This window comes from Pediococcus damnosus, assembly GCF_001437255.1.
GTDB classification, from domain to species: Bacteria; Bacillota; Bacilli; order Lactobacillales; family Lactobacillaceae; genus Pediococcus; species Pediococcus damnosus.
The window spans coordinates 1-12801 of sequence record NZ_JQBD01000059.1; the positions used below are offsets into that span (position 1 = coordinate 1).

13 protein-coding genes and 2 pseudogenes are annotated in these 12801 nt (G+C 41.4%); 13 read left to right on the forward strand and 2 right to left on the reverse strand.

Features of this window, described 5'->3' with window-relative positions:
• Window positions 1-5 precede the first annotated feature (5 nt).
• Both IV84_RS07470 and IV84_RS07475 read right to left on the reverse strand, forming a co-directional pair.
• A pseudogene (locus tag IV84_RS07470) lies at window positions 6-935 on the reverse strand (IS30 family transposase).
• Between the two features lie 447 nt (window positions 936-1382).
• A pseudogene (locus tag IV84_RS07475) lies at window positions 1383-2498 on the reverse strand (IS4 family transposase); the annotation flags it as partial.
• A gap of 328 nt (window positions 2499-2826) precedes the next feature.
• Here IV84_RS07475 and fabZ point away from each other — a divergent pair.
• The 13 genes from fabZ to fabI all read left to right on the forward strand — a co-directional run bounded on the left by fabZ (window position 2827) and on the right by fabI (window position 12696).
• A complete protein-coding gene (gene fabZ, locus IV84_RS07480; RefSeq protein WP_056986343.1) occupies window positions 2827-3273 on the forward strand; it encodes a 3-hydroxyacyl-ACP dehydratase FabZ in 447 nt (148 codons plus the stop codon).
• Window positions 3274-3301: 28 nt separating this feature from the next.
• Complete coding sequence (locus tag IV84_RS07485; RefSeq protein ID WP_056973860.1) at window positions 3302-3769, forward strand: MarR family winged helix-turn-helix transcriptional regulator; 468 nt, start codon at window positions 3302-3304, stop codon at window positions 3767-3769.
• Window positions 3766-4749 (forward strand): beta-ketoacyl-ACP synthase III, encoded by a 984-nt coding sequence (locus IV84_RS07490; RefSeq protein ID WP_056973858.1) that lies wholly within the window; start codon window positions 3766-3768, stop codon window positions 4747-4749. Before IV84_RS07485 ends, IV84_RS07490 begins: the two co-directional genes overlap by 4 nt.
• A gap of 67 nt (window positions 4750-4816) precedes the next feature.
• Window positions 4817-5062 (forward strand): acyl carrier protein, encoded by a 246-nt coding sequence (gene acpP, locus IV84_RS07495; RefSeq protein WP_056986348.1) that lies wholly within the window; start codon window positions 4817-4819, stop codon window positions 5060-5062.
• A gap of 9 nt (window positions 5063-5071) precedes the next feature.
• Window positions 5072-5986 (forward strand): ACP S-malonyltransferase, encoded by a 915-nt coding sequence (locus IV84_RS07500; RefSeq protein ID WP_056986344.1) that lies wholly within the window; start codon window positions 5072-5074, stop codon window positions 5984-5986.
• Window positions 5986-6717, forward strand: a complete 732-nt coding sequence (gene fabG / locus IV84_RS07505) for a 3-oxoacyl-[acyl-carrier-protein] reductase (protein WP_056973854.1) — start codon at window positions 5986-5988, stop codon at window positions 6715-6717. The genes IV84_RS07500 and fabG overlap by 1 nt, the downstream gene beginning before the upstream one ends.
• Window positions 6718-6737: 20 nt before the next feature.
• Window positions 6738-7967 (forward strand): beta-ketoacyl-ACP synthase II, encoded by a 1230-nt coding sequence (gene fabF, locus IV84_RS07510; RefSeq protein ID WP_056986345.1) that lies wholly within the window; start codon window positions 6738-6740, stop codon window positions 7965-7967.
• A gap of 4 nt (window positions 7968-7971) precedes the next feature.
• The gene (gene accB, locus IV84_RS07515; RefSeq protein WP_056986349.1) at window positions 7972-8448 is read left to right on the forward strand and encodes an acetyl-CoA carboxylase biotin carboxyl carrier protein; all 477 of its coding nucleotides are present in this window, start codon (window positions 7972-7974) and stop codon (window positions 8446-8448) included.
• A gap of 6 nt (window positions 8449-8454) precedes the next feature.
• A complete protein-coding gene (locus IV84_RS07520; RefSeq protein WP_056973850.1) occupies window positions 8455-8871 on the forward strand; it encodes a 3-hydroxyacyl-ACP dehydratase FabZ family protein in 417 nt (138 codons plus the stop codon).
• Window positions 8872-8943: 72 nt separating this feature from the next.
• Window positions 8944-10323, forward strand: coding sequence for an acetyl-CoA carboxylase biotin carboxylase subunit (locus IV84_RS07525; RefSeq protein WP_056986346.1), 1380 nt, complete (start codon window positions 8944-8946; stop codon window positions 10321-10323).
• Window positions 10304-11146 carry an acetyl-CoA carboxylase carboxyltransferase subunit beta gene (locus IV84_RS07530; protein ID WP_056973843.1) on the forward strand — a complete coding sequence of 281 codons (843 nt, stop codon included), beginning with the start codon at window positions 10304-10306 and terminating at the stop codon, window positions 11144-11146. Before IV84_RS07525 ends, IV84_RS07530 begins: the two co-directional genes overlap by 20 nt.
• Window positions 11139-11909, forward strand: coding sequence for a carboxyltransferase subunit alpha (gene accA / locus IV84_RS07535; RefSeq protein ID WP_056973842.1), 771 nt, complete (start codon window positions 11139-11141; stop codon window positions 11907-11909). The genes IV84_RS07530 and accA overlap by 8 nt, the downstream gene beginning before the upstream one ends.
• A gap of 28 nt (window positions 11910-11937) precedes the next feature.
• Window positions 11938-12696 (forward strand): enoyl-ACP reductase FabI, encoded by a 759-nt coding sequence (fabI, locus tag IV84_RS07540; protein WP_056986347.1) that lies wholly within the window; start codon window positions 11938-11940, stop codon window positions 12694-12696.
• Window positions 12697-12801 lie beyond the last annotated feature (105 nt).

Below are 12801 nucleotides of genomic sequence, written 5' to 3' on the forward strand. Positions count from 1 at the left end.
CAAATTTAATCCGAATTTTTGGACAAATTTGTCAGCATAACCCGATACGGTGTTTGCCAGTCGAGTATTTTAAGCGGTCGCTGGTTAATTTAGAGTAACGTCGTCGTTAAATCTTGAGCACTAATGTGCTCAAAACGAGTCCCTTTAGGATAAAAATAACGTAAATTCCGATTAAAGAGTTCATTACTACCACGTTCAGCTGGAGTATAAGCATGGCAGTAATAGGTCTTAATACCATATTGTGATTCAAGTGATACTAGCCCACTAAACTCAGTGCCACGGTCCACAGTAAAGCTGTGCACCGGACCATTAAAAGTGGTTAGGAACTTAGTTAGTGCTTCATTAACAGTCGCTGTCGTCCGATCTTTTAACCGGTATGCCCAAAGGAACCGTGATTTGCGATCGATTAAAGTTAATAAAACTGCCTTACTATGCCCACGAGGACCAACGACTGTATCTAGTTCAAAATCGCCGATGCGATTACGTTGATTAATCATCATGGGACGCTGTTCAATTGATCGCCCCAAAGATTGATTATATTTGGATCGTTGGTCAACGTTACGCCGTTGGCGTACGCCATGTTCAGGTAGATCATTCAAGGAGAAACCAATCCTCCCCTGATTTAGCCAATTATAAATAGATTTAGTAGCTAGTTTAAATTCGTGAGCAATCATTCCTGGTGACCAGCTTAGACATAAATGGTTGAGAATTTTTTGCTTTAACTCATCGCTCAGCTTAGTTTTCCGACCACATCGTGATCGCTTGTATTCGGCATCTGTTTGTGCTAATTCAGCCTGATAAGTTTTACATCGAGATAATTCATAAGAAATTGTTGACGGTGATCGGTTCAGCCGAACGCCCATTTGGATATTGGACAGCCCTAGTTCACAAAAGGTTTCGATTTTAATTCGTTCGGAATAGGTTATACTAGACAAAAGATCAGCTCCTAAAAGATGGGTTTGTGGTAAACACCATTTTAAAGGAAGCTGATCTTTTTTGTCCGAACAGCGTTCGGATTAATTTTACAATCTACCTAATAAGCACAACAAAACTTAAAAACATAAGAGCAAGCAGGTGGATCAAGGCGTGCAACGTTAACCAGTTGTTATGCTATACTGTGAGTGCCCATATGAACAAGGATTCCTATGTCGAGCTATATGACGATATTAAACAACCGCTAGCTTGCGGAGCTAAAGCGGCTATTTTTTATTAGCATGTAGGCACCATTATTTATGAAGACCACTTTTAAATTAAAAGCAGCTCATATTATGTATTATCTGGTGCTCAAATAACTCTTGAATTAGGAATCAAACTCATGTAAAACTGGCATTCACTAATTTATAAATGCTGTTATGACGGGGATCGTTTAGTGTATTCCCCACGTATGTGGGGGTGATCCTTGCTAAATGGCCACAAAGCCCGTCATAATTTTGAACTTGTGATTTGTCGAGCCGCAAGTATTGCTTGGCAACTTTAAAGTAATTCTCAATTTGCCATCTTCGGGCGTATAGTTGAATGATCTCTTGTGGCTGAAGGCCTAACTGAGTCGTTGCCAGTACTAGGTAGTCATCTTGACGGGCCCGATTAGCCACAAATACCAAGCGAAGCTTGAATTTTTGGTTCCCGACGTGCGCTTCGACAAAGCAGCTGTATTGATAAGCTTGCTTGGGTTGATATTTTGAGGCCTGCAGTCGCTTGTATAATGCTTTAACTGAATATTGCCGTCCGCGATATTGATAGTAAATTTTGCTGGACCGTTTAAGCATGCCCACGCCGTTTAATCCCAACTTGGTTAATTCATAGAACATTTTTGGTGAGCTATACCAGCTATCAAATAACACATAGTCAGCTAGAACGCCATTTGCGAGGGCTTGCTTGACAAGTTGCAATGAAACGAGGTTCATTTTTTGCTGTGCTTGGCGACGTCTCCGGCCAGCAATTGTTCGTTGATCGGTTGTTTTAGCTGATTTTCCAAGGACGTTTTGTGGCTTCTTGGAAGACATTAATGCAAAGTTGATCGGTAAGAATGTATTGGCGTCACTCCAACCCAAAGTTAAAGCCCGGTATCCCTTAATATATAACTGTTTGTCATGGTCAAAGACTCGCGCTAGTAATTCGGTTTGGGTGGCGTACTCACGGGAAAAGAGTGTATCGTCAATGATCAATGCTAACCGCCGCCGGCGGTCAATAAACGGTCGTAAATGCTTGATTAAATGACTCCCAACTTGACAAATCAAGCGTTGCCAATTGATCCGGCCATCGTTCAAATTATTTCTGACGGTGCGACTGGTAAAGTTAGGTGTTTCATGGGCTCGATAAAGCGAGCGTCCCAGGAACTTTGTCGTGAGCAGCCATTCAATGACCTTCATCAAGCTGATTTCTGAATGCCGGCGATAATTCACCAACTTGGTGAGTTTAGATAGACCAATGAGGGAAGTAAATTGATGAACAATATTGTGAAGCTCGTTTTCTGTATTTTTTTGTCTTATAATATTCATGACGTAAGTCTCCTTTGTATCTTGGTTTTGGTCGACTAAAGTATACAATGCAGGAGAGCTTGCGTTTATTTTTTTGCCAAAAAAGCCAATAACCACACGCCTTTGGCGTGATTATTAGCTTTCAAGTTTCAGTTCTTAGTTTTATCGGTTATTACGCCATTAACCAAAATAGTTTGAATTTCAAACTATTTTAGGTTATGATGTGAGATGTTCAAAATTTGGACATGGATGAAGTGAAATCAACCAAATTTTTTTGACAATTTAGTTCGAAAGTCGAATTAATCTGGCGTGATACTTGATCAGTTTTGCAACCGAAAGGAAGAAAGCAATGAGTGTATTAGATGCAGCTAAAATTATGGATCTAATTCCCAATCGATATCCAATTTTGTTTATGGATAAAGTCGATGAATTAAATCCGGGTGAATCGATCGTTTGTACCAAAAACGTCACAATTAACGAGGAATTTTTCCAAGGCCATTTTCCTGGAAATCCAGTTATGCCCGGCGTATTAATTATCGAGTCGCTTGCTCAAGCAGCTTCGATTTTAATTCTCAAGACGGAAAAATATCGTGGCAAGACAGCTTACCTTGGTGCCATTGATAATACCAAATTCAGAAAAGTTGTTCGTCCGGGTGATGTTTTGAAGCTACATGTTGAAATGGAAAAACAGCGTGACAACATGGGTAAAGTTAAATGCGCTGCCAAAGTTGAAGACAAAGTGGCTTGTTCCGCCGACTTAACGTTCATTGTTCCAAATCCAGATAAAAAGATTTAGACCGAGAGTGAATGAGGAGATTTAATGAATGAATTCGACGAGTGATGAAATTAAAGATGATTACAATTTCATAAGTGAGGCTTTGATAGATATTTATGATCAGATAATGCGAATTGAAGAGAGTGAAATTCGAAAGAGTCGATTTAAGGACATCACTGCAAAAGAATTGCATCTTATTCATACAATTGGCCTTCATGATCGGAAAACAACTTCAGAAGTATCACGTGTTTTGAAGTTAAGTAAAGGGACGTTAACTGCCAATCTTAATAACCTTGAGAAAAAAGGCTACATCATTCGAATGATTAACCAACAGGACCGTCGGATTATCAACCTTGGGCTGACGAGTAAGGGCAGATTGCTTTATCGTGCCCACTATGCGTTCCATCGCCAGTTGGTTGAAAGTTGCTTAAAGGGATTTGACGGATCCGATATTCGAAAGATGCGGCAGGCATTGGTTAACGTTGAGAAATTTATTGACGAGGTTTCATCAAAATGAAATTTGAAGATTTTAAAATAGTAGCTACGGCGAGTCAAGTGCCTGAGCGAGTTGTTGATAATCATGAACTTTCAACGATGATGGACACCTCTGATGAGTGGATCGTTAAGCGAACGGGAATTAAGCGTCGGCATATTGCCGTTACTGAAACTACAAGCTCACTTTGTACCAGCGTTGCTCAGCAATTACTTGCTCAAAGCGAACTGCAGCCTGACGATATTGATTTGATCGTTGTTGCAACCATGTCACCTGATTATTTAACACCTTCTACCAGTGCAACTGTGCAAGGAAACATTGGTGCTACTAAGGCGATGGCGTTTGATATTGATGCAGCCTGCTCAGGGTTTGTTTATGGATTGAAGCTAATTCGGCAAATGCTGATGGCAGATCATAAAAAGAATGCCATTTTAATTGGTGGTGAAACGTTAAGTAAGCTTTTGGATTGGTCTGATCGATCCACTGCCGTTTTGTTTGGTGATGGTGCCGGTGGGGTTTTGGTTACGAACGAGACAACTGCTGATGGGTCATATCTTGCAGATAGTATGACAACCCTTGGCAGTCTTGGTGGCTATTTAACGGCTGGTAAGACTGGTCAGCCATCACCATTTTCATCAGATCATCAACCATTCAAGCCGTTCTTTAAGATGAATGGTCGGCGTGTTTATCAATTCGCGGTTAAGAATGTTCCCGATTCGGTTAACCATGCATTATCGGTGGCTAAATTAGCACCGACAGATGTTGACCACTATGTCCTTCATCAAGCGAACGTTCGAATTGTCGAGCGGATTGCGGATGAACTCGAGCTGCCAATGACCAAATTTCCGGTTAACATCGGTGAATTTGGGAATACCGCAGCTGCCAGCGAACCGATCTTGTTGGATCAGCTAGTAAAACACAACATTATCAAACGTGGCGATACAATTGCGTTAAGTGGCTTCGGTGGTGGCTTAACAGTTGGAACCATGTTACTGACTTATTAACGATATTGCTCATAGAAAATTAATTAATCAAATTAAAAACAAACAACTATATTGGAGGAAATTAATGATGACTAAAGAAGAAGTATTTAACAAGGTAAAGGATATTATCGTGGACCAATTGGATGTTGATGCAGACAAAATTAAAGAAGACACTAATTTCAAGAATGATCTTTATCTTGACAGTTTGGATATCTTCGAAGTTGTTGACAAAATTGAAGATACTTATGATATCGAAATTGAAACTGAAACTGACAAAGGTATGGAAACTGTTGGTGATTTGGTAGATTACGTTTTTAAACAACAAACTAAGTAGGTTGATACTTTGAGATTAAGTTATTTATTTAGCGGTCAGGGAAAACAATTTCCCGAGATGGGGCAGGACCTTTACCAACAAGAGGTAATTTATCGTCAAACCATTGAGGAAGCTTCTGCTGCACTTAATATGGATTTGAGTAAATCAGAGGTTATGGATGATCCCAATAATGTCCAGGTCGCCATTGTCGCAATGAGTACCGGTATTTTTCGGATTCTTGAAAAAGAATTCGGATCACCAGTGGGCGCTGCTGGATTGAGCCTTGGCGAATATAGTGCAATTATAGCTGCTCGTGGTGTTCAGTTTGCTGATGCGCTAAAGCTGGTTCGTGATCGTTCTCGCTATATGGATAAAGCAGGAAAAGATCATCCGGGTAAAATGGCAGCTGTTCTTAAGGCAAACGCTGATTTAGTCCGTGAAGCCTGCCGGGTTGGTGCTCAAGCAGGTGATATTTACCCAGCTAATTTTAATACCGATTCGCAGATTGTTATCGGGGGTACACAGGCCGGTTTGGACGCAGCAACCACTTATCTTCATGAACATGGGATTAAGCGGGTTGTTCCGTTAAAAATGACGGTTGCTTCTCATACTCCGTTTATGCAAGAAGCAAGTGATTTATTAGCTGATCGAATTCAAACTGTTGACTTTCATGAGTTTAAGTTTCCTGTTATTAGTAATACAACAATGACCCAATTTGATGTTGCCAATATGAAACAGACGCTGGTTGATCAGTTGGTTAATCCGACCCATTTCATTGATTGCCTCAAAGCCTTAGTCAATTTGGGCAGTGATACGATGATTGAAATCGGTCCGGGTGATACGTTGATGAAGTTTGCAAAATCGTTATCAACTGTTGACACACTACATATTGATAGTGTTAAGACATTGAATGATGTCAGATCAAATGTAAAGTTGGTGAAATAATGAGTGAAGCAAAACAAATTGCATTAGTAACCGGTGCCGCAAAGGGGATCGGATTAGCGATTGCCAAAAGGCTTTCAAAAGATGGTATGACAGTTGTTTTAAATACGCACCATGCTTTAGATGATGATGTGAAGCAGCAATTAAGTGATCAGGGAGTTACTTTTGATAATTTGGTTGGCGACGTGGCCAACGAAGATGATGCCCAAGCAATGATTGACAGTTTGCTGGAAAAATATGGTCAAATTGATGTTTTAGTAAACAATGCGGGCATTAACCGCGACAAATTATTGAGCCGCACTAAGCTGTCGGATTTTAAAGCAGTTATTGACACAAATTTAATTGGCGCGTTTAACATGACCAAGTTTGCAATGAAGTCAATGCAAAAGAGTCGTTCTGGTGTCATTGTCAACATTTCCAGTATTTCAGGCTTGCATGGTAATATTGGGCAGGCTAATTATTCCGCTAGTAAAGCTGGACTAGTCGGTTTGACAAAAACAGCCGCTCGTGAAGGGGCTTTACGTAATATTCGTTGTAATGCTGTTGCTCCGGGAATGATTGAAACCGATATGACTGGAAAAATGAGCGAACGTCGTCAAAAAGAATTCACTGATCAAATTCCGTTGAAACGATTTGGCCGACCGGAAGAAATTGCCGACGCAGTTTCGTTCTTGGTGCATAATGATTATTTAACAGGTCAAGTCATCACAATTGATGGTGGATTAACAATTTAATTGCTAAAGGAGATAAATTCATGAACAGAGTCGTTGTTACTGGAATGGGTGCCGTTACCCCACTCGGAAATGATGTTGATAGTTTTCTGACCAACTTATTAAATTCGAAGGTTGGCATTAATAAGATTACCAAATTTGATGCAGAAGCAACTGGAATTTCTGTTGCCGGTGAAGTCAAGGACTTTGACGCAATGAAGCGCTTGGACCGAAAAACCGCAAAGCGAAATGATCTGTTTATCAATTACGCGCTATATAGTGCTCACGAAGCGATGGAAATGGCTGGCTTGAATGAAGACAATATCAAACCAGAGGAACTAGGCGTCATTTATGGTTCAGGAATTGGTGGTTTGACGACCATTCAAGAGCAAGTCATCAAGATGCACGACAAAGGACCTAAGCGGGTATCACCTTTCTTTGTGCCTAATTCCATTGTTAATATGGCTGCCGGTGATATTTCAATTGCCTTCAAGGCCCGTAACACCAGTCAAGCTATTGTGACTGCCTGTTCGTCAGGGACTAATGCAATTGGCAATGCCTTTGAATATATTAAAGAAGGAAAAGCTGAGGCAATGATTGCAGGCGGAACTGAAGCTTCAGTAAATGAAATTGGTATTTCAGGATTTGCTGCAATTACGGCATTATCGAAGACCGAAGATCCAATGAAAGCGTCAATTCCGTTTGATAAAGACCGAAATGGTTTTGTAATGGGTGAAGGTTCTGGAACCCTGGTCTTGGAAAGTTATGACCATGCCAAAGCACGTGGCGCTAAGATCCTTGCTGAGATTGTTGGTTATGGAACGACTAGTGATGCTTACCATATGACAGCGCCTGATCCAGAGGGAACCGGCGCTAAACGGGCAATGCAAATGGCCATTGACGAGGCTGAAATTGATGCCACTGATGTTGACTATATTAACGCGCACGGAACAAGTACTCATGCCAATGACAGCGCTGAATCCAAGGCAATCAATGTGGTCTTCTCAAAGAATGATCATGTTAAGGTAAGCAGTACCAAAGGGATGACTGGCCACGCATTGGGCGCAGCCGGTGCGATTGAGGCTGTTGCAACAATCGGCGCAATTCAAAGAAACCAAATGCCGGTAAATGTGGGTGTTGTTAACCAAGATGAAGAATGTGATGTTGATTTAGTTGATGACACCAATAAGAAAACAACTGTTAACTATGCAATCAGTAACTCATTTGGATTTGGAGGACACAACGCTGTAATTGCATTTAAGGGATGTGATTAAAGTTATGGACGAGAAGGAAATTGAACGGTTATTAGATAAGTTTGATAAATCATCACTCAAAAACTTTGAGTTAACGCAGGATGATTTTAAATTGGCATTGAGTAAACTTGAGGCTGGTGACCAAGTTGTTGTAGGTGAGCCAACATTAACAACACCTAATGACACTGTTAGCGCACCTAAACCGACGTCAAAACAATCACAGAATGAATCAACAACGCCAGCTGTTAATTCGGCAGCTGATGTCGCCGAAATTAAAGCACCGCTGGTAGGTGTTATCTATTTCGCGCCAAGTCCCGATAAGCCTGCCTTTAAAAAGCAGGGCGATAAAGTTGAAAAAGGGGACGTTGTCTGCGTTATTGAAGCAATGAAGATGATCAATGAAGTTAAGAGTGATGTTTCAGGAACAATTTCAAATATCTTGGTTGAGGATGGCAGTATGGTTGAGTATGATCAACCACTGTTTCAAGTTAAGAAGGGATAGATAATAATGACACCCAACGTAAATGATGTGATTCCCCAACGCTATCCTTTTGAAATGATTGACCGCTTTTTGGATGTTCAAGCAGGTGTTAAGGCAAGATCGGTGAAACTGATTTCCATTAATGAATGGTTCTTTGCCAACCAGCCGGTTAACCGGTTAGTTGTCCCACGGCCAATTATGATTGAGGCAATGGCTCAGACTGGGGTTGCTGCCATTCTGTCATTACCAAAATATCAAGGGAAAAATGTGTTTTTTGGCGGCATAAAAAACGCCACTTTTCAAGATGATTTTCGACCAGGCGACCGGTTAATCTTTGAAGTGGAAATGAAAAAGCTCAAAATGAACATTGGATTAGGTCACGGATCGATTATTCGAGACGGTCAAGTGATTTGTGAGGCCGACCTGATATTTGCGGTGGAATGAGAAACCTGGCTCATTTCGGGAATGAATCCAAATGGCGTTCCAAAACGTTTTTAAGTACAAGAAGGTGAGCATATGTTTAAAAAAGTATTAGTGGCAAATCGTGGCGAAATTGCTGTGCAAATTATCAGAGCACTTCATGACATGAATATTGAAGCAGTTGCTGTTTATTCCAGTGCTGATAAGGAGAGCTTGTTTGTTCATTTAGCTGATGAGGCGATCTGTATTGGCGGTGCCCAGCCGAGTGATTCTTATTTAAATATGGCCCAAATTATGAGTGCCGCAACTTTAACTGGTTGTGAAGCCATTCATCCCGGGTACGGTTTTCTCTCTGAGAATGCTGAGTTTGCGGAAATGTGTGAGTCTTGTCATATTCAATTCATTGGTCCTAGCCATCAATTGATTTCACTGATGGGTGACAAGGCTAACGCCAGAGAGGCAATGAAGTCCGCGGGCGTTCCGGTGATCCCTGGTAGCGAGGGTGATGTCACTTCAGTTGATCAAGCTGAACGGATTGCTGAAAAAATTGGTTTCCCAGTTTTATTGAAATCCGCTGCCGGTGGTGGTGGTAAAGGTATCCGTGAGGTTGATCGGCCAGAAGAGCTTCGTGATTCATTCGAGCAGTGCCAACGTGAGGCCAAGGCATCATTTGGTGATGATAGTATGTATGTTGAAAAACTAATCCGAGATGCCAAACATGTTGAAATGCAGGTGATTGCGGATAATTTTGGCCACGTTGTCTATTTACCGGAACGTGACTGTTCTCTGCAACGAAATCATCAAAAGGTAATTGAAGAAAGTCCATGTATTTTGATTTCTCCTGAAGAACGTCAGGAATTAGGTGAAATTGTTGCCAAGGCAACGCTTAAACTTGGTTATACAAATACTGGAACCTACGAATTTTTGATGGATCACGATCACCATTTTTACTTTATGGAAATGAATACTCGTCTTCAGGTTGAACATACGATTACCGAAGAAGTTACCGGCATTGAGCTGGTAAAGGGTCAGTTAGCCGTTGCTGCTAATGAAGTATTACCCTTTGTTCAAGCAGATGCGACTGTTAAGGGACATGCTTTGGAGTGTCGATTAAATGCCGAAGACCCCGAAAACAACTTTGCTCCTCAACCCGGGAAAATTACCCATTTATTTTTCCCTGATGGGTCATTGGGTGTCCGAATTGATGCTGGTGTGACCAACGGCAGTTTTATTTCACCTTTTTATGATTCAATGATCGCTAAATTAATCGTTCATTTAAATGACCGGAATGCGGTCATTGCGAAGATGAAACGGGTGTTAAGTGAGCTTGAAATTACGGGTGTCATAACCAATCAAGCCTTTTTATATGAGTTAGTTACATCTGATCGATTTAAACAGGGAACCTACTCAACTAGTTTTATTGAAAATGATGTTCTTGCTGGTAGGAGGGGATTAAATGCTGCAAAGTCGGTTTAAAATGCCCAGTCGTGATGAATTAAAAAAGCGAATGGATAAAATCCCCGATAACTTAATGAAAGAATGCCCAATTTGCCATACAACGTTTTTTTCGATGAGAATGGGCAAGCAGCGAACCTGCCCTAATTGTGGATTTGGTTTTCGAATTACGGCTCGCAGGCGGGCTAAGATTACGTTTGATACCTTTGACGAAATGGATGCAGACGTAACGGTTCCCGACCAATATGACGATAAGAAGTATCGGGGTAAAATTGCAAAAGCAAAAAAGGTAACCGGAATTAAGGAAAGTGTCTTGACTGGAATCGGGTCACTGGATCATCAAAAAGTGGCGGCCGGAATTATGGACCCATTCTTTATCATGGGTAGTCTTGGCAGTGCCACTGGTGAAAAAATTGTTCGATTGTTCGAAAAAGCAACCACTGAAAAGTTGCCGGTTGTCATGTTTACGGCTTCTGGTGGTGCGAGGATGCAGGAAGGGATCAAGTCACTGATGCAAATGGCAAAGGTGTCCCAGGCTGTTGAGGCTCACAGCAAAGCCGGACTGTTTTATCTGGTGGTTCTTTGTGATCCAACGACTGGTGGCGTTACTGCCAGTTTTGCAATGCAGGGCGACATTATTTTAGCCGAATCTCATGCTTTGGTTGGATTTGCTGGTCGCCGAGTCATTGAACAAACAATTATGAAGCAGCCACCCAAGAATTTTCAAAGGGCTGAAACTGTTTTGGATCACGGCTTTATCGATGCGATTGTTCCGCGGACCAATTTAAAGCAGACAATCTCTCAATTTTTGCGACTGCATCAGAGGGAGGCTAGTCATGGCTAAAAAAACAGCTTATCAACGTGTTCAGGCAGCCCGTGACAGTCATAAAATTTCAACGGATGAACTCATTCGTGGTTTGACAACTGATTTTTTTGAACTCCATGGAGATCGGTCTGATGGCGATGATCAAGCAGTAATCGGTGGCATTGGATTGTTAAAGGATGTACCGATTACGGTGGTTGGGATTCGTAAGGGTGCTGATACGGAAGAAAATATCAAGCGTCATTTCGGTAGCCCTGAACCGGAAGGCTATCGTAAAGCGCTTCGATTAATGCAACAGGCGGAAAAATTCCATCGACCGATTTTGGCGCTGGTGAATACGCCTGGCGCTTGGCCGGATGTGGATGCTGAATATCACGGTATTGGTTCTGCAATTGCCAAGTGCTTACAAGTGGGCATGCAACTAAAGGTACCGTACATTAGTATCATTGTTGGTGAGGGTGGTAGTGGTGGCGCGATTGCGCTTGCCTGTGGCGACAAAGTATTTATGTTTGAAGATAGTATTTATTCCGTTTTGTCACCTGAAGGCTATGCCAGCATCATGTGGAAGGATTCATCAAAGGTCCAGCAAGCAGCTGAAGCCTTAAATTTAACACCAGAATGGTTACAAGAAAATGGTATTATTGATCAGATTATTCATGAATACCACTCTGGTGAGAATTTAGGCCCACTACGTGACTTTCTGGCAAATCAGTTTAATGAACTGGCTAATTTACCGATTGACGAGTTATTACGCCAACGTGAGCAACGTTACCGGAATTTTTAAAAGAAAAATTATTTGGAGGCCGAATTAAATGAGTGGCTTTTTAGATGGAAAAACAATTGTGATCATGGGGGTCGCAAATAAACGCAGTATTGCTTGGGGATGTACCCAGGCAATTATTGATCAAGGCGCTAAGGTTATTTTAACTTATCAAAATGATCGAATTAAGAAGAGCTTACAACGATTTATTCCTGAAGATTCAGAATTAGTAGAATGTGACGTTGCTGATGATGACAACATTAAAAATGCATTCGAAGAGATTGGTAATAAGTATGGCAAAATTGATGGTGTGATTCATGCAATCGCTTATGCTGACCGTGAGACATTGACGTCTGGGCTGGTACATACTACTCGTGAAGGATACGATTTGGCTCAAAACATTAGTGCCTACTCATTGATTGCAGTGAGTCGTTATGCACAACCAATCCTAAATGACCCTTCAAGTATTGTAACTTTGACTTATTTTGGTTCAACTCGGGCCATTCCAAATTACAATATGATGGGTGTTGCCAAAGCGGCCTTGGAAGCCAACGTTCGCTATTTAGCTTCAGATTTAGGGGTGAATGGGATTCGAGTAAACGCAATTTCTGCGGGTGCGGTTAAGACATTAGCAGTTACCGGCATTAAGCATCATGGTGAATTGTTAAAGGAATCGGAGTCGAGAACCGTTGATCAAAAGAGCGTTACAACAACCGAAATCGGAAATGTGGCTGCCTTTTTGATGAGTGATCTGGCAACTGGAATGACCGGCGACGTGGTTTACGTTGATAAGGGTGTGCATCTTATTTAAAGAGAGTGATCAAATCAGCGGTTAGATCCCAGAATATAAGCCAGCCCATCTAATATTCTGGTTTTGAATATTAGATGGGTCTCTGTCAAATCGTATTGGTGGAGA

Bases quoted from the DNA above. Each gene is read 5' to 3' on its own strand.
- fabZ (WP_056986343.1), top strand. From the start codon at position 2,827: ATGAGTGTATTAGATGCAGCTAAAATTATGGATCTAATTCCCAATCGA.
- IV84_RS07485 (WP_056973860.1), top strand. From the start codon at position 3,302: ATGAATTCGACGAGTGATGAAATTAAAGATGATTACAATTTCATAAGT.
- IV84_RS07490 (WP_056973858.1), top strand. From the start codon at position 3,766: ATGAAATTTGAAGATTTTAAAATAGTAGCTACGGCGAGTCAAGTGCCT.
- acpP (WP_056986348.1), top strand. From the start codon at position 4,817: ATGACTAAAGAAGAAGTATTTAACAAGGTAAAGGATATTATCGTGGAC.
- fabG (WP_056973854.1), top strand. From the start codon at position 5,986: ATGAGTGAAGCAAAACAAATTGCATTAGTAACCGGTGCCGCAAAGGGG.
- fabF (WP_056986345.1), top strand. From the start codon at position 6,738: ATGAACAGAGTCGTTGTTACTGGAATGGGTGCCGTTACCCCACTCGGA.
- accB (WP_056986349.1), top strand. From the start codon at position 7,972: ATGGACGAGAAGGAAATTGAACGGTTATTAGATAAGTTTGATAAATCA.
- IV84_RS07520 (WP_056973850.1), top strand. From the start codon at position 8,455: ATGACACCCAACGTAAATGATGTGATTCCCCAACGCTATCCTTTTGAA.
- IV84_RS07525 (WP_056986346.1), top strand. From the start codon at position 8,944: ATGTTTAAAAAAGTATTAGTGGCAAATCGTGGCGAAATTGCTGTGCAA.
- IV84_RS07530 (WP_056973843.1), top strand. From the start codon at position 10,304: ATGCTGCAAAGTCGGTTTAAAATGCCCAGTCGTGATGAATTAAAAAAG.
- accA (WP_056973842.1), top strand. From the start codon at position 11,139: ATGGCTAAAAAAACAGCTTATCAACGTGTTCAGGCAGCCCGTGACAGT.
- fabI (WP_056986347.1), top strand. From the start codon at position 11,938: ATGAGTGGCTTTTTAGATGGAAAAACAATTGTGATCATGGGGGTCGCA.